Genomic DNA, 21,619 nt, shown 5'->3' on the forward strand with positions numbered 1-21,619 from the left:
TCCAGGACGGGTGTGCCGCGGCCCGGCCTCAGGCCACGATCGTGTCGCCGGCCAGCAGCGGCTCGAGCTCCGCGGTGTGCTGCTCGGTCAGCTCCGGCCGCCCGTGGTACTGCGCGGGCGTGTTCTGGAACAGCACGATCCGCCAGCCGTCCTCCTGGTGCTCGGCGACGATCGTCTGCAGGACGTTGACCGCCGGGTTCAGCCGGTCCTGGCCGGGCGGGACCATGCCGGCGATGGCGCGCAGCATGACACTGCCCGGGCCGAGGAAGCGGATGTCGCGCACCTTGGCGACGAAGGCGGCCGTGGGGTGGTCGGTGAAGATCGGAGCCAGATGATCGGTGATCTGCGCACCGCTCGCCTGGCTGCCGTCGAAGCCGATCATTACGCCGTCGGCGGCGAACAGGGCGGCGTAGTCCTCGGCGTTCCGGTCGTTCCAGGCGCGCAGCAGCCGCGTGTACAGGTCGCGGACGGCGGCGCCGACAGCCATGACGGTCATGCGAGAACCTCCCGGTGAGATATCGGCCGACGTGCTCCATCCCTACCCGCGGGCGACCGCCCGAACAGCCGCCGCCCCGTGAGCCGCGCCGGGGCCGGTTCGCCTGCCCGGCCTCGGCGCCAAGTCTCCCAGCCGATCCCAGCCGGTCCTGGCGTATCCGGAAAAATCTCCATCGCCGCAGAGTGGTTGACACGGACCCCCCTTCGTGTAAACGTACGTCGTACGTAAGTGCCGTCCGACAAGTGAGGGATCATGGTCGTTGCCGCACCCCGGACCACGGTGATCCGGTGCCTGGACGGAGACCACACGCTGGAGCTCAAGGACCGCGAGGCCGTCGCCGAGCGGCTCCTGGAGGCCTCCCGCAGGCACTCCTTCGACCCCGGGACGGACGTCGACTGGGACCGGCCGCTCGACCCCGACGCGTTCTGCATGCCGCCCGCACTGGTCTCCCTCTACGAGACGCCGCTGTGGGAGCGGCTCGACCACCGCGAGCGCGTCGAGCTGTCCAAGCACGAGATGGCCAGCATCCTGTCGTACGGCATCTACGTCGAGCTGCTGCTCATGCAGGGCCTGGCCATGCACGCCTACCGCAGGCGCGTCGACAGCCGGCACGCCGCGTACGCGCTCACCGAGATCGCCGACGAGTGCCGGCACTCGATGATGTTCGGGCGCCTGATCGGCAAACTCGGCCTGCGGGCCGTCCGGCTGCCCGCGCCGATGTACCAGATGGGCAAGCTGGCCGGCGGGCTGTACGTCCCGGTGCAGAAGTTCGCGATGACGCTGGTGGTCGAGGAGACCCTGGACACCATGCAGCGGGCGATGTTCCCCGACGAGTCCCTCCAGCCGGTGGTCCGGGAGGTGACCCGCATCCACGTCATCGAGGAGGCCCGGCACATCACCTACGCCCGGGAGGAGCTCAAGCACCTGGTCGCGGACCTGTCCCCCGCCCGCCGCCGGGCGTACGCGCTGAGCCTCACCCCGGCGGCCGCGGAGCTGCCCCGCTCCCTGATCCACCCGTCCTGCTACCGGGCGGTCGGGCTCGACCCCGCCCTCGCCCGCCGGGTGGCGCTGCGGAGCCCGCACCGCAAGGCCACCATGGCCTGGGCGTTCCGGCGCACGCTGGGCTTCTTCGGCGAGATCGGGCTGCTCGACGGCCCCGCCCGGGCGATCTGGCGGCGCACCGGCCTGCTGCCGGCCGGGTCACCGGCGGCGTGACGGCGCCGTGCGGCCGCCCGGTCAGACGGTGGTGCCGAGTCCCCCGTCGACGGGGATCACCGCGCCGGTGACGTAGGAGCCCGCCCGGCTCGCCAGGTAGACCGCGACGCCCGCCATGTCGTCGGGGCGGCCGATCCGGCGCATCGGCGCCGCCTCGGCGATCGCGTCGCCGAACATCTCGAGGGTGGCCGCCATCATCTTCGACTCGAACGGCCCGGGCGCGACCGCGTTGACGGTGATCTGGCGGGGCCCCAGCTCACGGGCGAGCACCCGGGTGAGGTGGTGCAGCCCGGCCTTGCTCGCGGAGTAGGAGTACGTCGGCAGCGAGGGCACGTGCAGCCCGTCGATGCTGCCCACGTTGATCACGCGCGCCGGGTCGTCGTGCGTGCCGGCCGCCTCCAGCATCGGCAGGAAGGCCTGGGTGAGGAAGAACGGCGCCTTGAGGTTGAGGTCCATGACCTTGTCCCAGGCCGACGCCGGGAACTCCGCCAGCGGGGCTCCCCAGGTGGCGCCGGCGTTGTTGACCAGCACGTGCAGGGACCCCTCTCGCCCGCCGACCTCGCCGGCCAGCCGCGTGCACTCCTCGGGGGTGGACAGGTCCGCCGGGATCGCCGTGACGGTCCCGTACCGGCCGAGCTCCTCCGCGGCGGCGACGCAGGCCTCCGGCTTGCGCGAGCTGATGTAGACCCGCGCCCCCGCCTGCAGCAGGCCGCGCGCCATCATCAGCCCGATGCCCCGGGTGCCGCCGGTGACGACCGCCACCTTGCCGGACAGGTCGAACAGCTCCACGATCACTCCCTCTTCGGCCGGACGCCGGACACCCTATCCGTCCGCCGTCCGTCCGCCCCCGTACGCCCGTGCCGCTCATGCCCTCAGGACGCCGCACCGGCGGCCTCCGGCAGGGCGCGTCGGCGCGCGGCCGGACGACCGCGGCCGGACATCCCGGCCGGTAACCGGGCGCGCCCGTGGATCACCGTCCTGCCACAGGGTACAAAGGGCGTCATGACGCTCACCGGTAACCAGTTCGAGATCACCGCAGGCCCCTACACCGCCGTCATCACCGAAGGAGGCGCGGGACTTCGCCGGCTGACGCACGACGGGCACGACCTCATCCTCACCCACGACGCCGACGAGCCCGCGCCGGCGGCGTTCGGGCAGCTGCTGGTGCCGTGGCCCAACCGGGTCGACCACGGCCTGTACTCCCACGGCGGCGGGACCCACCAGCTCGACATCTCCGAGCCGCCGCTGGACTGCGCGATCCACGGCCTGGTCCGGTGGGCGACCTGGCGGCCGGCCGAGCACGAGGCCGCCCGGGTCCGGCTCACCCACTGCCTGCTGGGTCAGGGCGGGTATCCCTACCGGCTGGACCTCGAGGTGGAGTACACCCTGGACGCCGCCGCCGGCCTGACGGTCCGGCTGAGCGCGCGCAACACCGGCTCCCGGACGGCCCCGTACGGGCACGGCGCGCACCCGTACCTCACCGTCGGGGAGCCGATCGACTCGTGCACCGTGCAGGTCCCCGCCGGCTCCTACCTCCCGACCAACGACCGGAAACTGCCGATCGGGCCGCCGGTGGAGGTGAACGGCACCGGGTTCGACCTGCGCGAACCGGGTGTGCTCGGGGACCGGAAGATCGACAACGCCTACACCGGGCTGCTGCGGGACGACGACGGCCGGATCCGGGTACGGCTCACCAACGGGGCCGGCGACCGCTCGGCCTCGTTCTGGATGGACGACACGCATCCGTGGCTGGAGATCTACACCGCCGACGAGGTGCCCGAGGACCGGCGGCGGCTGGGGCTCGGCGTGGAGCCGATGACCTGCCCGCCGAACGCCTTCGTGAGCGGAATAGACGTGATTGATCTGAAGCCGGGTGACACGACGACCGGTTCTTGGGGGATCATGGCGGGGTGAACTTGAGCGTCTCCTCGACCGACGACCTGTCCGAGCGGGTTCTCAGCGCCTCGGCGGAGCATGCCGGGCACTTCCCGGGCCCGGCCACCGGGCGCCAGCCGGTGCACACCGTCTACGTGCCTGCGGACCGTTTCTCCCGCACCACCCCGGCCGACTTCGGCGCCGAGGCGCTGCGGCTGTTCAACAACCACACGCCGGGGGCGGGCTCGTTCGGCAGCGCCTTCGGGATCGACGCCGACATCGCGGGCATGGTCCGGCAGCGCGTGGCCGCCAAGCTGGCCGGTGACCCGATCGAGGATCTGCGGATCGACTTCGAGGACGGCTACGGCTCCCGCTCCGACGCCGAGGAGGACGGGGACGTCACCCAGGTGGTCGAGGCGGTGGCCGCGGCCTACCAGGTCAAGGAGCTTCCGCACTTCTGGGGCATCCGGATCAAGTCCTTCGCCGAGGGCGGCCACGAGCGTGCCATGCGCACCGTGGACGGCTTCCTCACCTCGCTGCGGGACCGGCTCGGGCGGCTGCCCGGCGGCTTCGTCATCACCTTCCCCAAGGTGGTGATGCCCGACCACGTCGCGGTCTTCGCCGACTACCTGTCCCGGCTGGAGTCGGCGCTGGGGCTGCCGGGCGGCATCCTGCGCTTCGAGGTCCAGATCGAGACCACCGAGTCGATCATCAACCACCGGGGGGAGATCGGGCTGCGCGCCATCGTCGACGCGGCGGCCGGGCGGCTCACCTCGGCGCACTTCGGCGTGTTCGACTACACGGCGGCCTGCGGGCTGCCGCCGGACCAGCAGCGGCTGGACCACCCGGCCTGCGACTTCGCCCGCAACATCATGCAGGTGAGCCTGGCCGGCACCGGCGTGCGCCTGTCGGACGGCTCGACCAACGTGGTGCCCCGCGACGACGGCGCCGACGAGGTCAACCGCGCCTGGGCGGTGCACTCCGCGCACGTCGCGCACTCCCTGCGGCACGGCTTCTACCAGGGCTGGGACCTCCACCCGGCCCACCTGCCGAGCCGCTACGCGATGGTCTACGCCTACCACCTCGACGGGGTGGACGAGGTCATCGGGCGGGTCCGGGCCTGGCACGAGCAGGCCGCCGGCGCCGGCAAGGACAGCGGCATGCTCGACGAGCCCGCCACCATCAGGGCGCTCAGCGACCGGCTGCGGCGCGCCGTCGACTGCGGCGCCCTCGACGAGAGCGCCCTGCCGGTCTGACCGGGGGTACGGCTCAGCAGCCCCCGCTGGGCCGCAGCCCCCGCGCCACCGTGCCGAGCGCGTCGGCCAGCGCCGCCACCTGGGCGGGTTCCAGCCGATCGAAGATCAGACGGCGTACGTCGGCGACGTGGTCGGGGGCGATCTGCTCGACGAGCTCGACGCCCCTGCGGGTGATGTACGCGATCGAGACGCGGCCGTCCTCCGGGCTCGGCCGGACCTCGACGGCACCGCGGTCCAGCAGCTTGTTCATGCGGTGGCTGAGCCGGCTCTGCGAGACGTTCATGCTCTCGGCCAGGTCGCACAGCCGCAGGCCCTCGGGGTGCTCGCTCAGCTGGACGAGCGTCCCGTACTCCACCTGGACGAGCCCGTGCGCGCGGAAGGTGCGTTCCAGGTCGGGCAACCCGATGTAGGTGAGCACGAGAAGGCTCCGCCAGGCCTGCTGCTCGGTGTCGTTCAGCCACTCCGGCTCGGCCATTCCGTCCTCCCCGTACCGTTCGCTCGCTCTCAGAGAGTACGGAAAGAAAATTGAAGCGTCAAGTAAAGGTCAGGACACCTCGCCGGGATCCAGGTCCGCTTCCAGCGACTCCAGGTCGGCCGGCGTGTCGATGTCGTCGGGAGCGGCGACGTCGTCGCAGGGCACGTGGGTCACCAGCTCGGGATGCGCGCGCAGGAAGGGGCGCGCGCCGACGTCGCCGACCGCCCGCTCCGCGACCTCCGCGAAGTACCCGGCGGAGAGGAGCACCGGGTTGCGCGGCCGGCCACCGTAGGTGGCGACCGCGATCCGCGCGCCCGACGCGTACGCCTCCACCAGCCGGCGTACGGCCTCGGAGGTGACGCGCGGCTGGTCCACCAGGGCCACCACCACCGCGGGGAAGCCGGGCGGCAACGCGGCCAGCCCGGCGCGCAGCGACGAGCCCATTCCCGACCGCCAGTCCGGGTTGGGCACCACCACCGCGCCGATGACCTCGACCGTCACCGCTCCGGTGACCACCAGGACCGGCGAGCATCCGGCGCCCCGCAGCACCCGGATGCCCCGGTCGACCAGGCGCTCACCGGCGATCTCCACCAGTGCCTTGGGCCGGCCGAACCGGCGGCCCTCTCCCGCTGCCAGCAGCAGGCCCGCGACGTGCTCGTGCATGGCACACCCTAACCCGCCACGCCCCCGATCCCCGGTAGGCCCCGGCCGCGATCCCCTCACTCCCCGGCCGCGATCCCGGACCCACCCCCGAGCCTCCCCGAACGGTGAGATGGCCTGCCGCAGGACAGCGGTCCTGGCCGCGCGCAACGGTCAGGGCGGGGCCGCGGTCAGGAGGGGGCGGGGCCGGGGGGGTCGCGGTGGATGCGGCCTTCGGTGTCGGTGAGGGGGCGGCCCGAGCCGCCCCAGCGGAGCTGAATGAGCTCGGCCGCGATGGACACGGCGGTCTCCTCCGGGGTGCGGGCGCCCAGGTCCAGCCCGATCGGCGAGCGGAGCCGGGACAGCTCCGCCTCGGTCATCCCGGCCTCCCGCAGCCGGGCCAGCCGGTCGTCGTGGGTGCGCCGCGAGCCCATCGCGCCGATGTAGCCGGCGGGCGTGCGCAGCGCCGCCTCCAGCAGCGGCACGTCGAACTTGGGATCGTGGGTGAGCACGCAGACGACGGTCCGCTCGTCGATCTGGCCGGCCACCTCGTCGAGGAACTTGTGCGGCCACTTCACCACGACCTCGTCGGCCTCGGGGAAGCGCTTGACGGTGGCGAACACCGGCCGGGCGTCGCAGACCGTCACGTGGTAGCCGAGGAACTTGCCGGCCCGGGCCATCGCCGCGGCGAAGTCGATCGCCCCGAACACCAGCATCCGCGGGGTCGGTGCGAAGGCGTGCACGAACACGGCGAGCTCGTCCAGCCGGCGCTCGCCGCGCCTGCCGTAGTGCCGCTGCCCGGTCAGTCCCTGGGCGAGCATGCCCCGTACGTCGTCGTCGACGGCCGCGTCGAGCCGCGCGGCGTGCGGCTCGCCCGGCGCGAGCGAGCCCGCCGCCCGGGAGGGCCAGATCACCCGGCGTGCCCCGACGGCGCCCGGGCCGGCGACGACGGTCGCCACCGCCACCGGCTCGCGCCGCGTGATCGAGGCGACCACCTCGGCGAACTGCGGGAACGTCCGGGGCCCTACCGGCTCGACGAGGACGTCGAGGATGCCGCCGCAGGTGAGCCCCACCGAGAACGCGTCGTCGTCGCTGACGCCGTACCGCTGGATCACCGGGACGCCGGAGGACATCACCTCCTGCGCCAGGTCGTAGACGGCCCCTTCGACGCATCCTCCGGAGACGCTGCCGACGACCTCCCCGCCCGGGGAGACGGCCATGGCGGCGCCCGGAGGCCGGGGCGCGCTGCGGAAGGTGTTCACCACCGTGGCGAGCCCGAAGGTCTCACCGGACGCGTACCACTTGGCGATGTCGTCCAGTACGTCACGCACGGGCGGCCACCTTCTTCCGCTCGGATCCGATCAGTGCCGCCAGCTCCTCCAGGGCGCCGAGGCTGTGTCCGGCGACGAAGGCGTCAACATGGGGCAGTGCGGCCATCATTCCCGCGGTGAGCGGCTCGTACCCCGGCCGGGCCTTGTGCGGGTTGGCCCAGACCACCCGGTGGGCCAGCCGGCGCAGCCGCGCCATCTGGTCACCGAGCAGGCCCGCGTCACCGCGCTCCCAGCCGTCGGAGGCGATCACGACGATGGCGCCGCGCGCCGCGCCGCGCTGCCCGAACCGGTCGAGGAACTCCTTGAGCTCCTCCCCCAGCCGGGTGCCTCCGCTCCAGTCCGGGATGGCGGCCGCCACCGCCGCCATCGCCGTGTCCGGATCGCGGTGCCGCAGCTCCCGGGTGAGCCGGGTGAGCCGGGTCCCCACGCTGAAGACCTCGGTGGTCCGCGGTCCCGCCCGCGCCGCGGAGTGCGCGAACCGCAGCAGCGCGTCCGCGTAGGGGCTCATGGAGCCGCTGACGTCGACCAGCAGGACGACCCGCCGGGGCCGCTCGCGGTGCGTGCGGTGGTGCAGCCGGGAGATCTCCCCGCCGCGCCGCAGGATACCGGCGACGGTGCGGTGCGGATCGACGCGCCCGGACGAGGCCGGCCCGAACCGGCGCGAGGGCCGGTGCGCGGCCGAGGCGCCGAGCAGGTCGATCAGCCGGTGCACCTCGGCCCGCTCGGCCGCGGTCAACCGGGCGACGTCGCGCCGGCGCAGCACCTCGGCCGCGCTCGCCGTGGCGAGCCGTACGTCCGCGGGGTCGCCGTCGCCGTCCTCGGGCGACCCCGGGGCGGGCTCCGGCGCGAACCGCACGATCAGCGGCGGGGCGGGGCGGGGGGACGGGCGGGGCACCTCTCCGGAGAAGTAGGCGGCGAAGCAGCGGTCGTAGCGCGGCAGATCGTCCGGGCCCGCGCACAGGGTGAGCCGGCCGGCCCAGTAGACGTCCGACGGGTCCCCGGCCGACAGATGGCCCAGCGCGCCGATCATCGCCTGCACCCGCTCGGGCCCGGCGGCCACCCCGGCGGCGCGCAGGGTCCGCGCGAAGCCCACCAGCGTGCCCGGCAGCGTCGCCGGAAGTGTGCCCGGCAGGCCCGCGGGCGGCGTGCTCACGGCCGGCCGCCGTTCAGCAGGCGCTCGAGCCCGCCCTTGACCACCCGCTCGTGGTCCTCGCGGTACTTCAGCACCGCGCCGAGGGTGCGGGCGGCCGTGTCGGGGTCCAGGTCGCGGGCGCCGAGGGCGACCAGCGCCTCGGTCCAGTCCAGGCTCTCCGCCACCCCCGGCGGCTTGAGCAGGTCCTCGGTGCGCAGCCGCTGGGCGGCCGCCGCGACCTGCCGGGCCAGCCGTTCGGCGGCGCCGGGCAGCCTGCGCCGGATGATGGCCACCTCGCGGTCGAAGGTCGGGTGCTCCAGCCAGTGGTAGAGGCACCGGCGCTTGAGCGCGTCGTGCACCTCCCGGGTCCGGTTGGAGGTCACCACGACCACCGGCGGCCGGGCGGCGTGGATGGTGCCGAGCTCCGGGATGGAGATCGTGAAGTCGCTGAGCACCTCCAGCAGGAAGGCCTCGAACTCGTCGTCGGCCCGGTCCACCTCGTCGACCAGCAGCACGCTCGGCGAGGTCTCCAGGGCCTGCAGCAGCGGCCGGGCCACCAGGAAACGGCGGTCGTAGAGCTCGGACTCCAGCCTGCCGACGTCGGTGACGCCCGCCGCCTCGGCCGCCCGCAGGTGCAGCAGCTGGCGCGGGAAGTCCCAGTCGTAGAGCGCCTGCGAGGCGTCCAGCCCCTCGTAGCACTGCAGCCGGATCAGCGGGGCGCCGAGCACCTCGGCGAGGGTCTTGGCCAGGGCCGTCTTGCCCACCCCCGCCTCGCCCTCCAGGAACAGCGGCCGCCCCATCCGCAGCGCCAGGAAGGCGGCGGTCGCCAGCCCGGGATCGGCCAGGTAGGAGTGCCGGTCGAGCAGCTCCGCCAGCGCGGCGGGCGAGTCGATGCCGGACGCGCCGTCCGGCGAGGTGGCGGACGCGGGAGAGGACGGGCTGTTTGCCGGATTCGACGTCACCCGCTCAGGCTACTTCCGTTCGTGAATTCCTATGTTTCTGGTTGACTTGCTGGGTATAAGCCCCCACGATCAGTGTCATGGACGACCTCACCGATGAGGCCGCGTACCAGCAGGTGCGCACGGCTCAGTGGCACCGGCACCTGTCCAGGCGAAACCTTCTGCGGGCCTCAGCGGGCGCCGGCATCGGCGCCGCGCTCCTCGGCTCCTCCCCCGGCGGCGCGGCGGCGGACGGCCCCGTCATCGTCAAGCCGCTGCCGCCCGAGCTGTTCACCGTGTACGGCACGAACGCCGAGACCAGGTGGGAGGCCATGCGCGGGCAGGGCCGGCTCACCCCCGCCGACCGGTTCTTCGTGCGCAACCACACCCGCACCCCGCTGATCGACGCGCGGACCTGGCGGCTCCGGCTCTGGGGCACCGGCCTGCACGGCTCCCCTCCGGAGGAGCGGCCGATCGAGTTCACCCACGACGACCTGCTGCGGCTCCCCGCCGAGGAGCTGACCGCGTTCATCGAGTGCACCGGCAACGGCCGCTCCTTCTTCACCACCCAGCAGGGCCAGACCGTGTCCGGGACCCCGTGGCGGCTCGGCGGGGTGGGCGTGGCCCGCTGGCGCGGCGTACGCCTGGCGACCGTGCTGGAACGCGCCGGCCTGAGCCGACGGGCGGTCGACCTGCTGCCGCGCGGGCTGGACGACGAGTTCGTCGACAAGGGCGTCAACCTGGGCCGGGTGCGCCGCCCCCTCCCGGTGGCCAAGGCGCTCAAGGACGCGCTGCTGGCGTACGAGATGAACGGGGCGCCGCTGCCGCCCGACCACGGGTTCCCGCTCCGGCTGGTGGTCCCGTCCTGGGTCGGCATCGCCTCCATCAAGTGGCTCGGCGACATCCAGGTGGCCGACCGGCCGCTGTTCTCGCCGTGGAACACCCAGTACTACCGGATGTTCGGGCCCGGGTACCCGGCCGAGGGCGGCCCGCCGCTGACCCGCCAGGTCGTCAAGAGCGCCTTCGAGCTGCCGTGGGACGCCCGGCTGGCCGCCGGCCGCACCGAGGTGCTGCGGGGCCGGTCCTGGTCCGGCAACGGCCGGATCCGCCATGTGGACGTCAGCGTCGACGGCGGGGCCACCTGGCGCCGGGCCCGGCCGCGCGGCCAGCGCGGATCACGTGCCTGGCTACAGTGGGAGTTGGCCTGGCGGCCCGAGCGCCCGGGAGCGTACGAGCTGCTGGCGCGGGCGACCGACGAGACCGGGGTCACCCAGCCGGACCAGGCGCCCTACAACACGCTCGGCTACCTCTTCGGAGCCGTCGTCCGCCACCCGGTCACGGTGGCCTGAGCCGATGTTGCCCGGCCTCGATCGCAGTGTGACGATGCACCCGAGATCGAAGGAGTCCTCATGGCGTTGTGGAAGCCCGACCCCACCTTCTACGCCTCACCCCGGGACGCGGCCGCCGCACCGCCGGAGCGACTCGCCTACGTCGCGGCCTTCGACCGGGCCGCGGAGAGGCCCGACGCCATCGTGGTCCTCGACGTCGACGAGGCGTCGGCCTCCTACGGCCAGGTGGTCGGCTGGACCGACCTGCCGCACACCGGCGACGAGCTGCACCACTTCGGGTGGAACGCCTGCAGCAGCGCGCTGTGCCCCGGCTCCCCCCACCCGCACGTCGAACGGCGCTACCTGATCGTGCCGGGCCTGCGGTCGTCCCGCATCTACGTGATCGACACCAAGGACGATCCGACCGCCCCGGAGATCGTCAAGGTCCTGGAGCCCGACGAACTGGCCAAACGGGCCGGCTACTCCCGGCCGCACACCGTGCACTGCGGGCCGGAGGGCCTCTACCTCACCGCGCTCGGCGGCGCGGACGGCGAGGACGGGCCGGGCGGGATCGCGCTGCTGGACCACACCTCGCTGGAGGTCCTCGGCCGCTGGGAGGTCGACCGCGGCCCGCAGTACCTCGCCTACGACGCCTGGTGGCACATCGCGCACGACGTGATGATCACCTCGGAGTGGGGCACCCCCTCGATGATCGAGGACGGCGTGGTCGGCGAACTGCTGCTCGGCCGCAAGTACGGCCACGCGCTGCACTTCTGGGACCTGCGCAGGCGCAAGCACGTACAGACCGTCGACCTCGGCGACGAGCACCAGATGGTGCTGGAGCTGCGCCCCGCCCACGACCCCACCCAGCAGTACGGGTTCGTCGGGGTGGTGGTCAGCGTCGAGGACCTGTCGGCCTCGGTCTGGCTCTGGCACCGCGACGGCGACCGGTGGGCCGCCACGAAGGTCATCTCGATCCCGGCCGAGCCCGCCGCCGCCGCGGACCTGCCGCCGGTGATCGCGCCGTTCGGAGCCGTACCGCCGCTGGTCACCGACATCGACCTGTCGGTCGACGACCAGTGGCTGTACGTCTCGTGCTGGGGAACCGGCGAGCTCAAGCGCTACGACGTCAGCGACCCCTTCCACCCGGTGGAGGCCGGATCCGTGCGGATCGGCGGCATCACCCGCCGGACCCCGCATCCCGCCGCGCCGGACCTGCCGCTGGCGGGCGGCCCGCAGATGGTGGAGGTCAGCCGCGACGGCAAGCGCGTCTACGTGACCAACTCGCTGTACGGCGCGTGGGACGACCAGTTCTATCCCGACGGGGTCGGCGCCTGGGCCGCCAAGCTGGACTCCGATCGCACGGGCTTCACCTTCGACGAGCGGTTCTTCCCGCACGGCGACGACTTCCGGGGGCTGCGCCCGCACCAGACCCGGCTGCAGGGCGGCGACGCCTCCTCCGACTCGTACTGCTACCCGTGACGCTCGAACGATCATGACGAACGGATCGCTGGCGGCGCTGGTCGTCCTCGGCGCCTTCCACGGCCTCAACCCGGGGATGGGCTGGCTGTTCGCGGTGGCCCGGGGCCTGCAGGAGCGGTCCCGGGCGGTGGTGCTGCAGTCGCTGCCCGCGATCGCGGCCGGGCACGCCGCCTCGGTCGGCGTGGTCGCGATCCTCGTCTCGCTCACCCGCTCGGTGGTGGCCACCCAGGTGGTCGCCATCGCCGGCGGCGTGCTGCTGGTCGGCTTCGGGCTGTGGCGGCTGCTGTCGGAGCGCCACTTCCGGTGGGTCGGGATGAAGCTGTCGCTCTGGCAGCTGGCCGGCTGGTCCTTCCTGATGTCGTCGGTGCACGGCGCCGGGCTGATGCTGCTGCCCGTGCTGACCTCCGGGACACCGGCGCCGGCCGGCCACGCCCACGGGCTGGGCCACGGGGCGGGCGGCGCGCTGAGCACCGGGCTGTTCGTGACCGCGGTGCACACCCTGGCCATGTTCGTGGTGGCGGGCGTGATCGCGATCCTGGTGTACGAGGTCGTCGGCCTGGCGATCCTGCGCCGGGCCTGGTTCAACCTCGACCGGCTCTGGGCCGTCGCGCTGATCGGCGCCGGCACCGCCACCCTGCTGACCGTCTGAGCCCGCCCCCGGCCCGCCGTTGGCCGGCCGGCTACGCGGGGCCGGCGGCGGTCAGGCCGCCGGCGGACGCGCGGCTGAGGCCGAGCGCCAGCGCGGGGCACATCTCGGCCGCCTGCCGGGCGTCGTGCAGCGACCGGAGGGGCACCGGCGCGTCGGTCAGCACCGGGAAACCGAAGGGGTCCAGCTCGATGAGCTCGGGGACGAGATGCCCGCACAGCCCGTGACCCGAGCAGCGCGACCAGTCCACCGTCAGCTGCAGGCCGGAGCCGCTCGTCTGCGAGGGCTCCTCCTCGCCCTGCTCGCCGTGCAGCGGGAGCTGCCCCAGCACGGGCCGCCCGCAGGTCCCCTGGTCGAGATGGACGGCGATGTCGTCGGCGAAGACCTCGATCGCCGAGAGCAGGAACCTCGTCGTGCCGTCCGGGTGATGGCAGGCGCCACGGCCCTTCACGACCGAGCTGCCCTTGCGCAGGGCCGAGAGCGCCTCGGCACCGGAGGTGCCCGCGGCGAGCGCGGAGAACGACCGGGCGAGCGCGGGCAGCCCCAGCCGGCACGGCCCGCACTGCCCGGCGGACTCGCCGCCGAGGTAGTCCGCCACCCGGGCGACCTCGCCCAGCGGGCAGGTCCTCTCGTCCAGCGGGACGATGATGCCGGCGCCCAGCGCGGCGCCGGCCTCGGTCATCCCCGCCCTGGACACCCGGGCGGTGCCCGCGCGCGCGGGGGTGAGCCACGCGCCGTGGTAACCGCCGATCATCACGCCCTGGCCGGCCCCGACCCCGCACAGGCGGAGCACCTGGGTCAGCGGGACGCCGGACGGCGCCTCCACCACCGTCCGTTTGCGGCCCGGGCCGGAGACCGTGAGCAGGACGGTGCCCGGCTCCTTCTCCGTCCCGACGGACCGGTAGCCCTTGGCGCCCAGCTCGGCGAGCATCGCGAGCTGGGCGTAGGTCTCGGCGTTGGACAGCAGCGTCGGCAGGCCGTCGACCCCGCTCTCGGCCGCGCGGACCTTACGGCCCGGCGGGATGGGCTCCAGGCCGTTGACCCCCCGCACCAGCGCCCCGCCCTCGCCGGTGATGAACCGCTCCGGCAGATGCACCACCCGCACGAAGCCGGCGACGTCCGCCTCCTTGATGGCCGTGCGGATCGACCGCTCGGGCTGGCCGCCGTCGGTCGCTCCGATGACGATCTCGCGGGCGTCGAGGGCCGCGGCCGCGAGCATGGCGCCGGTGAGGACCAGGTGGGGGGCGCGGGCGAGGAGGACCTTGTCCTTGGCGCTGGCGGGCTCGCCCTCGGTGGCGTTGACCAGCACCACGGTCTCCGCGCCCCGGCTGCGGGCGGCGGAGGCGACGGCCTTGACCTTGCGGGCGAAGGGGAACGCCGCACCGCCGCGGCCACGCAGATCGACGTCCTCGGCCAGCGTCAGCAGTTCGAGCAGCGAATGCTGGCGCAGCACCCGGTGGTACTGCTGGTGGCCGATGAGGTCGAGCCGCTGCAGACGGTCGAAGCCGTGGAACAGCCGGCCCGGGCCGATGGTGCGGACCTCGGGGACACCGCTCATCGCCGGCCTCCGATCCACTGGGTGGTCTCCGCCTTCAGCCCGGCCCAGAACTCCTCGTCCGGGATGGCGTGCACGGTCGGCCGGTCCAGCGGGGCCACCGGGCGGCGGCCTGCGGGCGGGCCGCCCCGTCTGGCGATCCGCCGCCGGCGGACCGCGCCCGCCAGCAGCCGGATGATCCCGCCCACCGCCACCACGCCGAGACAGATGGCGTAACTCGAGGTCACCCACGGCTTGGGTTCGCGGCCGGCCTTCAGCCCGTGCGCGATCGCGACGGGCCAGCAGAGGTAGGCGACGCTGTGCAGGAGCCGCCACGTCCACGGCCGGGCACTGCCGATGAACCGCCCTCGCGCCACTCCGGTGACCAGGATCAGGATCATCAGATCGCACGCGATGGTGCCCAGGCCCAGGTAGAGGGCGTGCCCCTCCCGGCCCTGGGAGAACGGCACGACGATGTCGAGGGCGGTGGCGTGCCGCGCGAGCACCTGAAGCAGCACGTGCGCCGCCAGGAAGCTCACCGCCATGACCGCGGTCGCGCGATGAGCGGACTGGGCCAGGATGCGCAGCCGGACCGGGGCGACCTGTCCCGAGGCGAGCAGACCGGCCACGACGGTGGCCGTCAGCGACACGAGCACGAAGACACCCGCGTAGTACTCGAGGAACTCACGGACCTGCGCCACCACGACGACGCCGCGGGAGGTACGGCCTCCCGCCAGCACCGCCACGAGGAGTATCCCGACCACGGGGGCCGACAGGATCCGGCGCCGCCGGGGCGCCAGTCTCCCGATCTCACCGGCCAGTTCACCGTGTTGTTTCATCGACCGTCCAAGAGATCACGTTGGCTTGGCCGCAGGGGTTGGCTTGGGCTTGGCGCCGGGTGAGGAGCTGACGGCGGGCGAGGGCGACGGGGAGACGGCCGGGCCGCCGGCCCCCGGCCCGAAGTTGAGCAGCGGATTGCCCGCGACGACCCGTATTCCCTCGCGCTCGGCCGAGACCGGCCCGGCGGCCGTACGGAGCGTCCAGCCGCCGAACGACCTGCCGTCCAGGGTCAGCGGGCGATCGGCGCCCCGGAGCCCGAACCGCACCATGGTCCGGGGCCTGGACGACCCCGCTCCGCAGGGCTGGTCGGTCCCGACCCGTCCCAGGAGGTCGCCGCGTTTGACCAGGCTGCCGTCCTTGAGGTTCGGCACGCCGGTGAGCTGGTAGTACTCGGTGGCCAGCCCGTTGGCGTGGATCAGCAGGAGGAGGCCGCGGCCGGGCGCCGTCGAGCAGAGCCGGAAGATGCGGCCGTCCCCCGGGGCCCGCACCCGGCCGTCACCGCCGTTGAATCCGAGGTCCTGCTGGCCCTCGACCGGCGCCTGGATCGACCAGGACTGGCCGGCCGCCCAGGGCAGCGTCAGCCCGGTGTCCCCCGACTGTGGCGCCGCGGTCTTGGCGCCGCCGCCGTAGCCGGTCAGCACCGGCCGCTCGTCCTGGGGGATCAGCGAGACGGGAGCCTGCTTGACCAGCCGCAGGAACCCCTTCGTGCCCGCCAGCTGGATCGACCACTTGGCACCGGTGCGGCGGGCGACGAACACCGACGCCTCGGGCATGGCCGCGACCCCGGCGGGCAGCGGTATGGCGGAGGTGCCGAGGGCCCAGCCCCGCTGTTCGTCGACCCTGCTGAGCCGGACGAGCGGGCGCGCCAGGCTCGGCACTCCGTACGTGCGGCGGGCCGTCGTGCCGCGCAGGGCGAGCACGAGCGTCTGGACCTGTGACTCCAGCGGAGTCGTCCGGCCGGGCGGGCGCGGCGCCGGGGGGCGGCTCGGCTTCCGGGAGGTGGCCTTCGGCTCGGGGAGACCGGCGGCGGCCGGGGCGGACTTCGTGGCCACCGGCATGATCGTCTGCCCGATGATCGCGCCGAGCGCGAGGAGGACGAGCACCGCGGTCGCGCGGCCCAGCCCGGAGATCCGGTTCACCAGGCGGAGCATCGACGTCCTGGAGTCATCATCTCGCCTCGCCATCGTCTCGCCTCTCGGATGCTGCATGACTGAGAAGTTGGCCCCCTTTTCGGGGAGATAATACGAGGCTGAAGGGATTCGTCGTGGCGATGTTATGAAAAAGCACTTGCGAAGGTGCTTTGACCAGAGGCGGAGCCACGCAATTCCCTCGATCCCGGGCCGTCCCTTCCTGTACACAGCGCAGGGAAGCCGTGAAATGTCACCGCAAGGACCGATCCCGGCCAAAGGACCCGCCGGTCACCGTTTTCTCAGCTTTCTCCGAGCCGCGGTTCAGTCAGGCGTCCTAGGGTCCTGCCCCAAAGGTCCCGAGACACCACGGGGGGCGGCGGATGACGGCTGCACCGGCAGGCCGGCCCCGGCGGCGAGGCGGGTTCGCCGCGTTCTGCCGCTTGGTGATCGTACTGGTCTCCGCCGCGGTCGTGGCGGGCGTGGTGGCCGCCCGGTCGGTGCACCCGGCACCGCAGCCGGCCGCCGCGCCCGCCGCACCCACTCCGGCCACGCCGGCGGCGACGGCGACCGCCACGGCGGCCCCCGACCCCCCGCGCCGGTCCGCGCGGGCCACCCCGCGCGCACGCCGCCCGAAGGCGTTGTCCACGTCCGCCCGCAAGCGGCTGACCAGGACGCTGGCCGGCTATCTCGGCGGCACCGGGGGACGGCTGGCCATCGCGGTCCGGGACCTGCCCACCGGCGCCGTCTTCCGCTACGGGACGGCGCAGGCGTTCCCGACGGCGAGCATCGTCAAGGTCGACATCCTCGCCGCCCTGCTGCTGAAGGCACAGCGGGCCGGGCGGCCGCTCACGGCGGACGAGCGGGCCACCGCGGCCCGGATGATCCAGTACAGCGACAACCTCGCGGCCAACGCCCTGTGGGACCAGATCGGGGGGACCGCCGGCCTGACCGCCGTCAACCGCAGGCTCGGCCTGCGCGCCACGACCGCGGGGCCCGGCGGCTACTGGGGCGTGACCATGACCGGCACGGCCGACCAGGTGCGGCTGCTGTGGGCGCTGGTCTCGCGCGGGAGCCCGCTCAACGCCCGCAGCCGGCGCTATGCGCTCGAGCTGATGGGCTCGGTGACGCCCGCCCAGCGCTGGGGGATCAGCGCGGGAGCCGCCGGCGGCGACGCCGTGGCGCTCAAGAACGGCTGGCTGCCCCGGGTCCCCGACGGCGGCACCTGGGTGATCAACAGCATCGGGCGGATCCGGGGCGGCGGGCGCGACTTCCTGATCGCGGTGCTGTCGGACCACAACGTGACGATGGCCGGCGGGATCGCCAGGGTCGAGCAGGTCACCCGGCTGGTGACCAAGGCCCTCGGGCACACCTGACCGGGCGCGCACCCGGCCCACCGGGCGCGCATCAGCCTCGCCGGCGCCCATCAGCCCGCCGGGCGCGCATCAGGCCGCCGGGCGCGCATCAGGCCCGCCGGGCGGGCCACGGGCCTAGCCCTGCGGGTCGGGGGCCTCGCCGTAGGCCTTGAGCAGGGCGCGCAGCTCGGTCATCTGGCGCGCGGCGAGCCGGTGCTCGGCGCCGTTGATGCCCATGGCGCTGATCGAGTCCCCGCTGGCCAGGTCGAGCGTGGGCCAGGGATCTCCGACCGACATGTTCACCCGGATCACCTCGGCCCACTCGTACCGCCTGGTGTAGAGCGGGTTGACGATGGTCAGGCCGTGCCGGTCGGCCCGGATCCGGCAGCGGGCCAGCACGTGCAGGATCCAGGCGACCAGCAGCCCGAACACCACCAGGCCGATCCGGTCGACGGCGCCCCAGTTGGCGGGCACCACGAAGGCGAGCACGATCATGCCGAGCATGATCGTGCCCGCCAGCGAGTACGCCAGGATCCGGGTGGTGCGCGGACGCCACACCACCGGCAGCGTCACCGCGGCGCCACCGGCGGGCGCCCCGGTATCAGGAGTGTCAGTCAACGATCTTGGTGATCGGGATCTCGAGGATGTCACGGCCCCCGGCCGCCTTGAGCGCGGGGATCAGCGTGTTGACGCCGTGCTTGGCCACGACGCTCTCCACCGCGTGCATGTCCCCGCCGGCCAGCGAGGTGATGGTCGGCGAGGACATCGACGGCATGATGTCGAGCACCGCCTGCAGCATCGAGTTGGAGACGTTCAGCTTGAGCAGCACCTTGCCGCGGGCCCGGATGGCGCCCTGCAGCAGCAGCGCGATGTCCTCCATGGCCGCCCGCTTCTGCGGGTCCTCGTACGCCTCGCGGTTGGCGACGAGCTCGGTGTAGCTGGTGAGCAGCGTGTCGAGGATGCGCAGCCCGTTCTTGCGCAGCGAGGAGCCGGTCTCGGTCAGGTCGACGATGACGTCGACGATGTCGGGGACCTTGGCCTCGGTCGCGCCGTAGGACGGGACGACCCGGGCCTTGACCCCGTGCTTGGCGAGGTACCGCTCGGTCATCGCCGGGAACTCGGTGGAGATCCGCACCCCCTCGGGGAGGTCGGTCACCGACTGCCAGGGCGCGTCGTTGGGCACGGCCATGATGACCCGGACCGGGTTGGAGGTCGCCTTGGAGTACTTCAGCTCACCGAGGCTGACCACGTCGGCGTCGGTCTCGGTGATCCAGTCGCGGCCGGTGATGCCCAGGTCGAACAGGCCCTGTTCGAGGTAGGTCGGGATCTCCTGCGGGCGCAGCACCCGGACCCGGTCGATCCGCGGATCCTCGATGGACGCGCGGTAGTCGCGGTCGGAGGCACGGCGGACGGTCAGGTCGGCGGCGTCGAACAGCTCGACGGTGGCGCGCTCGAGAGAGCCCTTGGGCAGGACAAGGGACAGCACAATGAAAACCTTTCGTGATGGGGACGGCGGGAAACCGGGTGGCTCAGGAGCTCAGATGCTCCGTCACGTGACCGGCGTGACCGTGATGCCGCAGTCCTCGCAAGGTCAGTGCCGTGTCTAGAGCGGCCACAGTCGCCTCCCATCCCTTGTCTTCGCGGCTGTCCGGCAGCCCGCTGCGATCCAATGCCTGCTCAATGGTGTCACACGTCAGTACTCCGTTGCCCACGGGCGTGCTCTCATCGAGTGAGACTCTGGTCAAGCCTGCGGTGACCGAATCGCAGACGTAGTCGAAATGGGCGGTCTCTCCCCGGATGACGGCTCCCAGGCAGACGACGGCGTCGTTCTCCCGGGCGAGCTGCTGGGCGACGACGGACAGTTCCAGCGCGCCCGCCACCCGGGCCACCACGGGCGCGGGGATCCCGCAGGCCTTGGCGGCCAGCACGGCCCGCTCCAGCAGGCGGTCGGTGATCTCGCCGTGCCAGCGGGTGGCGACGATGCCGATCGTCAGCCCGCTCGCGTCGACGGTGGTGTCCTCTGGCCGGCCCGTGCCGCTCATGCCCGTTCTCCCCTCGCCCCGCCCGTGCCGTTCACAGTCCCTCGATCTCATGTCCGAGACGGTCCCGCTTGACCGTCAGGTAACGCCGGTTGTGCTCGGTGACGACGACCGGCAGCGCCACCCGGCCAAGCACCTCCAGGCCGAACCCGCGCAGCCCCTTGAGCTTGTCGGGGTTGTTGGTCAGCACCCGGATGGAGCGCACGCCCAGATCGGCCAGCATCTGGGCGGCGTTGGTGTACTCGCGGGCGTCGGCCGGGAGGCCCAGCTCCAGGTTGGCGTCCACGGTGTCGGAGCCGTTGTCCTGCAGCGCGTAGGCGCGCAGCTTGGCCAGCAGCCCGATGCCCCGGCCCTCGTGTCCGCGCAGGTAGAGCACCACCCCGCGGCCGCGCTGCGCGATCGCCGCCATGGCCCCGTCCAGCTGGGTGCCGCAGTCGCAGCGCTCGGAGTGCAGCACGTCCCCGGTCAGGCACTCCGAGTGCGCCCGCACGAGCACGTCGTCCCCGTCGCCCAGGTCGCCGTAGACCAGGGCGAGGTGCTCGCCGCCGTCGATGGAGCTGGAGTAGCCGACCGCCCGCCACATGCCGAACCGGTTGGGCAGCCGGGTCTCGGTGACCCGTTCCACCAGCTTCTCCGAGCGCTTGCGGTACTCGACGAGCTGCTCGATGGAGATCAGCCTGATCCCGTGCTCCTTGGCGAACACCTGCAGCTCGGGCAGCCGCGCCATGGTGCCGTCGTCGTTGGCGATCTCGCACAGCGCCCCCGCCTCGGACAGGCCGGCCAGCCGCGCCAAGTCCACCGCCGCCTCGGTGTGCCCGCGCCGGCGCAGCACCCCGCCCGGGTGGTAGCGCAGCGGGAAGATGTGGCCGGGGCGCACCAGCTCGTACGGTTCCGTCGCCGAGTCGGCCAGCGTACGGATCGTCTTGGCCCGGTCGGCCGCGGAGATGCCGGTGGTGACGCCGTGCCGGGCGTCCACGGTGACCGTGAACGCCGTCCGCATGTGCTCGCTGTTCTGCGAGGTCATGAGGGGGATCTGCAGCCGGTCGAGGTGGGCGCCGGGCACGGCGACGCAGATGACGCCGCTGGTGTGCCGCACGGTGAAGGCCACCAGCTCCGGGGTCGCCTTGGCGGCGGCGAAGATGAGATCTCCCTCGTTCTCCCGGTTCTCGTCGTCTACGACGATCACCGGCCGGCCGGCCGCGATGTCGGCGATCGCGTCCTCGACGCTGTCGAACCCGCCATTGGTCTCATCTTTGTTCATGTGGCCACCGCCTCAGAAGGTGGGTTGCGCACGATCTGTGCCCGGTACTCCCGGAGCCAGTCGCGGAACCCGATCATCACCAATACGAAGAAGAAGACGTACACGCCGCCGGTCACCCACAGCTCGGAGTGGACGGCCAGCGGCACTCCGACCAGGTCGACGGCGACCCAGATCCACCAGAAGTCCATCAGCGCGCGGCTCTGCGCGTAGGTCGCGACCGCGCTGCCCACGAAGATGTACGCGTTGGCCAGCGGCATCCAGCCGGCGTGCAGGAACGGCAGGCGGGCGAAGAGCAGCGCGACGGCCCCGGTGCCCGCCGCCAGGACCGCGACGAGCACGGCGCGCTCCGCCCCGGTCGCCGGCCGGATCGGCAGGTCGTGGCCGTCGCGCAGGCCCTGCGACCACTTCGCCCAGCCGTACACCGCGAGCACCCCGAACATCACCTGCTTGAGCGCGTTGCCGGTGAAGTGCGCGCTGACCGAGGCGGTGAACAGCAGCACCGAGCCGGCCAGCTGGACCGGCCAGGTCCAGATCGTCTTGCGGATCGCGAGCCAGACCGTGCTCAGCGCGCACGCGTTGCCCGCGAGATCGGTCCACAGCAGCTTCTCGCCGAAGACCTCTACGCCGGCCTGGGTCCAGCTCATGCCGCC

Annotated in this window: 22 protein-coding genes; 7 read left to right on the forward strand and 15 right to left on the reverse strand. The window is 73.1% G+C overall.

The annotated features are described in order from the left end of the window. Window positions 1-28 precede the first annotated feature (28 nt). Window positions 29-496 (reverse strand): SgcJ/EcaC family oxidoreductase, encoded by a 468-nt coding sequence (locus ACRYCC_RS28685; protein ID WP_433816830.1) that lies wholly within the window; start codon window positions 494-496, stop codon window positions 29-31. A 252-nt stretch (window positions 497-748) separates the two neighbouring features. On the opposite strand from ACRYCC_RS28685, the gene ACRYCC_RS28690 reads away from it, so the two are divergent. Continuing rightward, window positions 749-1,711 carry an AurF N-oxygenase family protein gene (locus ACRYCC_RS28690; protein WP_433816831.1) on the forward strand — a complete coding sequence of 321 codons (963 nt, stop codon included), beginning with the start codon at window positions 749-751 and terminating at the stop codon, window positions 1,709-1,711. 21 nt (window positions 1,712-1,732) lie between these two features. Here the strand turns inward: ACRYCC_RS28690 and ACRYCC_RS28695 are convergent, their stop codons facing one another. Next, entirely contained in the window at window positions 1,733-2,500 is a 768-nt protein-coding gene (locus ACRYCC_RS28695; RefSeq protein WP_433816832.1) for an SDR family oxidoreductase, read from the reverse strand. 213 nt (window positions 2,501-2,713) lie between these two features. Here ACRYCC_RS28695 and ACRYCC_RS28700 point away from each other — a divergent pair, with 213 nt between their 5' ends. Then, complete coding sequence (locus ACRYCC_RS28700) at window positions 2,714-3,625, forward strand: aldose 1-epimerase family protein (RefSeq protein ID WP_433816833.1); 912 nt, start codon at window positions 2,714-2,716, stop codon at window positions 3,623-3,625. Then, window positions 3,622-4,842, forward strand: a complete 1,221-nt coding sequence (locus ACRYCC_RS28705) for a DUF6986 family protein (RefSeq protein WP_433816834.1) — start codon at window positions 3,622-3,624, stop codon at window positions 4,840-4,842. The genes ACRYCC_RS28700 and ACRYCC_RS28705 overlap by 4 nt, the downstream gene beginning before the upstream one ends. A 13-nt stretch (window positions 4,843-4,855) precedes the next feature. Here the strand turns inward: ACRYCC_RS28705 and ACRYCC_RS28710 are convergent, their stop codons facing one another. The 5 genes from ACRYCC_RS28710 to ACRYCC_RS28730 form a co-directional block, all read right to left on the reverse strand. Then, a complete protein-coding gene (locus ACRYCC_RS28710) occupies window positions 4,856-5,317 on the reverse strand; it encodes a MarR family winged helix-turn-helix transcriptional regulator (protein WP_433816835.1) in 462 nt (153 codons plus the stop codon). Between the two features lie 69 nt (window positions 5,318-5,386). Continuing rightward, window positions 5,387-5,980 (reverse strand): nucleotidyltransferase family protein, encoded by a 594-nt coding sequence (locus tag ACRYCC_RS28715; RefSeq protein WP_433816836.1) that lies wholly within the window; start codon window positions 5,978-5,980, stop codon window positions 5,387-5,389. A gap of 167 nt (window positions 5,981-6,147) precedes the next feature. Further along, window positions 6,148-7,287: an XdhC family protein gene (locus ACRYCC_RS28720; RefSeq protein ID WP_433816837.1), complete on the reverse strand. Its 1,140-nt coding sequence runs from the start codon at window positions 7,285-7,287 to the stop codon at window positions 6,148-6,150. Beyond that, on the reverse strand, window positions 7,280-8,440 hold the full coding sequence (locus tag ACRYCC_RS28725) for a vWA domain-containing protein (RefSeq protein ID WP_433816838.1): 1,161 nt from the start codon (window positions 8,438-8,440) through the stop codon (window positions 7,280-7,282). Before ACRYCC_RS28725 ends, ACRYCC_RS28720 begins: the two co-directional genes overlap by 8 nt. Beyond that, window positions 8,437-9,312, reverse strand: coding sequence for an AAA family ATPase (locus ACRYCC_RS28730; protein ID WP_433817209.1), 876 nt, complete (start codon window positions 9,310-9,312; stop codon window positions 8,437-8,439). Before ACRYCC_RS28730 ends, ACRYCC_RS28725 begins: the two co-directional genes overlap by 4 nt. A gap of 146 nt (window positions 9,313-9,458) precedes the next feature. Here ACRYCC_RS28730 and ACRYCC_RS28735 point away from each other — a divergent pair, with 146 nt between their 5' ends. The 3 genes from ACRYCC_RS28735 to ACRYCC_RS28745 are packed head-to-tail and all read left to right on the forward strand — an operon-like array spanning window position 9,459 to window position 12,816. Next, window positions 9,459-10,706, forward strand: a complete 1,248-nt coding sequence (locus ACRYCC_RS28735) for a sulfite oxidase (protein WP_433816839.1) — start codon at window positions 9,459-9,461, stop codon at window positions 10,704-10,706. Between the two features lie 60 nt (window positions 10,707-10,766). Next, window positions 10,767-12,167: a selenium-binding protein SBP56-related protein gene (locus ACRYCC_RS28740; RefSeq protein ID WP_433816840.1), complete on the forward strand. Its 1,401-nt coding sequence runs from the start codon at window positions 10,767-10,769 to the stop codon at window positions 12,165-12,167. A gap of 13 nt (window positions 12,168-12,180) precedes the next feature. Further along, window positions 12,181-12,816, forward strand: coding sequence for a hypothetical protein (locus ACRYCC_RS28745; RefSeq protein WP_433816841.1), 636 nt, complete (start codon window positions 12,181-12,183; stop codon window positions 12,814-12,816). 31 nt (window positions 12,817-12,847) lie between these two features. Here the strand turns inward: ACRYCC_RS28745 and ACRYCC_RS28750 are convergent, their stop codons facing one another. Genes ACRYCC_RS28750 through ACRYCC_RS28760 form a run of 3 tightly spaced genes read right to left on the reverse strand, consistent with a single transcriptional unit; the run spans window position 12,848 to window position 16,338 of the window. Beyond that, complete coding sequence (locus ACRYCC_RS28750; RefSeq protein WP_433816842.1) at window positions 12,848-14,371, reverse strand: NADH-ubiquinone oxidoreductase-F iron-sulfur binding region domain-containing protein; 1,524 nt, start codon at window positions 14,369-14,371, stop codon at window positions 12,848-12,850. After that, the gene (locus ACRYCC_RS28755; protein ID WP_433816843.1) at window positions 14,368-15,186 is read right to left on the reverse strand and encodes a hypothetical protein; all 819 of its coding nucleotides are present in this window, start codon (window positions 15,184-15,186) and stop codon (window positions 14,368-14,370) included. The genes ACRYCC_RS28750 and ACRYCC_RS28755 overlap by 4 nt, the downstream gene beginning before the upstream one ends. Before the next feature lie 15 nt (window positions 15,187-15,201). Next, complete coding sequence (locus ACRYCC_RS28760; protein ID WP_433816844.1) at window positions 15,202-16,338, reverse strand: M23 family metallopeptidase; 1,137 nt, start codon at window positions 16,336-16,338, stop codon at window positions 15,202-15,204. 359 nt (window positions 16,339-16,697) lie between these two features. On the opposite strand from ACRYCC_RS28760, the gene ACRYCC_RS28765 reads away from it, so the two are divergent. Then, window positions 16,698-17,690: a serine hydrolase gene (locus tag ACRYCC_RS28765; RefSeq protein WP_433816845.1), complete on the forward strand. Its 993-nt coding sequence runs from the start codon at window positions 16,698-16,700 to the stop codon at window positions 17,688-17,690. A gap of 114 nt (window positions 17,691-17,804) precedes the next feature. Here ACRYCC_RS28765 and ACRYCC_RS28770 read toward each other — a convergent pair whose 3' ends face one another. From ACRYCC_RS28770 to ACRYCC_RS28790, 5 genes are read right to left on the reverse strand one after another with little or no spacing between them, the layout of a single operon-like run. Next, window positions 17,805-18,287 carry a PH domain-containing protein gene (locus ACRYCC_RS28770; protein WP_433816846.1) on the reverse strand — a complete coding sequence of 161 codons (483 nt, stop codon included), beginning with the start codon at window positions 18,285-18,287 and terminating at the stop codon, window positions 17,805-17,807. Beyond that, on the reverse strand, window positions 18,280-19,155 hold the full coding sequence (gene hisG, locus ACRYCC_RS28775; RefSeq protein WP_433816847.1) for an ATP phosphoribosyltransferase: 876 nt from the start codon (window positions 19,153-19,155) through the stop codon (window positions 18,280-18,282). Before hisG ends, ACRYCC_RS28770 begins: the two co-directional genes overlap by 8 nt. A gap of 43 nt (window positions 19,156-19,198) precedes the next feature. Continuing rightward, window positions 19,199-19,711 carry a 6,7-dimethyl-8-ribityllumazine synthase gene (gene ribH / locus ACRYCC_RS28780; RefSeq protein WP_433816848.1) on the reverse strand — a complete coding sequence of 171 codons (513 nt, stop codon included), beginning with the start codon at window positions 19,709-19,711 and terminating at the stop codon, window positions 19,199-19,201. A gap of 31 nt (window positions 19,712-19,742) precedes the next feature. Continuing rightward, window positions 19,743-20,969 (reverse strand): bifunctional 3,4-dihydroxy-2-butanone-4-phosphate synthase/GTP cyclohydrolase II, encoded by a 1,227-nt coding sequence (locus ACRYCC_RS28785; RefSeq protein ID WP_433816849.1) that lies wholly within the window; start codon window positions 20,967-20,969, stop codon window positions 19,743-19,745. After that, window positions 20,966-21,613, reverse strand: coding sequence for a nicotinamide mononucleotide transporter family protein (locus ACRYCC_RS28790; RefSeq protein ID WP_433816850.1), 648 nt, complete (start codon window positions 21,611-21,613; stop codon window positions 20,966-20,968). Before ACRYCC_RS28790 ends, ACRYCC_RS28785 begins: the two co-directional genes overlap by 4 nt. Window positions 21,614-21,619: the final 6 nt, after the last annotated feature.

This window comes from Actinomadura scrupuli (genome assembly GCF_050971785.1).
GTDB classification, from domain to species: Bacteria; Actinomycetota; Actinomycetes; order Streptosporangiales; family Streptosporangiaceae; genus Actinomadura_E; species Actinomadura_E scrupuli.

Bases quoted from the DNA above. Each gene is read 5' to 3' on its own strand.
- ACRYCC_RS28685 (WP_433816830.1), bottom strand. From the start codon at position 496: ATGACCGTCATGGCTGTCGGCGCCGCCGTCCGCGACCTGTACACGCGG.
- ACRYCC_RS28690 (WP_433816831.1), top strand. From the start codon at position 749: ATGGTCGTTGCCGCACCCCGGACCACGGTGATCCGGTGCCTGGACGGA.
- ACRYCC_RS28700 (WP_433816833.1), top strand. From the start codon at position 2,714: ATGACGCTCACCGGTAACCAGTTCGAGATCACCGCAGGCCCCTACACC.
- ACRYCC_RS28710 (WP_433816835.1), bottom strand. From the start codon at position 5,317: ATGGCCGAGCCGGAGTGGCTGAACGACACCGAGCAGCAGGCCTGGCGG.
- ACRYCC_RS28715 (WP_433816836.1), bottom strand. From the start codon at position 5,980: ATGCACGAGCACGTCGCGGGCCTGCTGCTGGCAGCGGGAGAGGGCCGC.
- ACRYCC_RS28735 (WP_433816839.1), top strand. From the start codon at position 9,459: ATGGACGACCTCACCGATGAGGCCGCGTACCAGCAGGTGCGCACGGCT.
- ACRYCC_RS28740 (WP_433816840.1), top strand. From the start codon at position 10,767: ATGGCGTTGTGGAAGCCCGACCCCACCTTCTACGCCTCACCCCGGGAC.
- ACRYCC_RS28745 (WP_433816841.1), top strand. From the start codon at position 12,181: ATGACGAACGGATCGCTGGCGGCGCTGGTCGTCCTCGGCGCCTTCCAC.
- ACRYCC_RS28750 (WP_433816842.1), bottom strand. From the start codon at position 14,371: ATGAGCGGTGTCCCCGAGGTCCGCACCATCGGCCCGGGCCGGCTGTTC.
- ACRYCC_RS28755 (WP_433816843.1), bottom strand. From the start codon at position 15,186: ATGAAACAACACGGTGAACTGGCCGGTGAGATCGGGAGACTGGCGCCC.
- ACRYCC_RS28760 (WP_433816844.1), bottom strand. From the start codon at position 16,338: ATGCTCCGCCTGGTGAACCGGATCTCCGGGCTGGGCCGCGCGACCGCG.
- ACRYCC_RS28765 (WP_433816845.1), top strand. From the start codon at position 16,698: ATGACGGCTGCACCGGCAGGCCGGCCCCGGCGGCGAGGCGGGTTCGCC.
- ribH (WP_433816848.1), bottom strand. From the start codon at position 19,711: ATGAGCGGCACGGGCCGGCCAGAGGACACCACCGTCGACGCGAGCGGG.
- ACRYCC_RS28785 (WP_433816849.1), bottom strand. From the start codon at position 20,969: ATGAACAAAGATGAGACCAATGGCGGGTTCGACAGCGTCGAGGACGCG.
- ACRYCC_RS28790 (WP_433816850.1), bottom strand. From the start codon at position 21,613: ATGAGCTGGACCCAGGCCGGCGTAGAGGTCTTCGGCGAGAAGCTGCTG.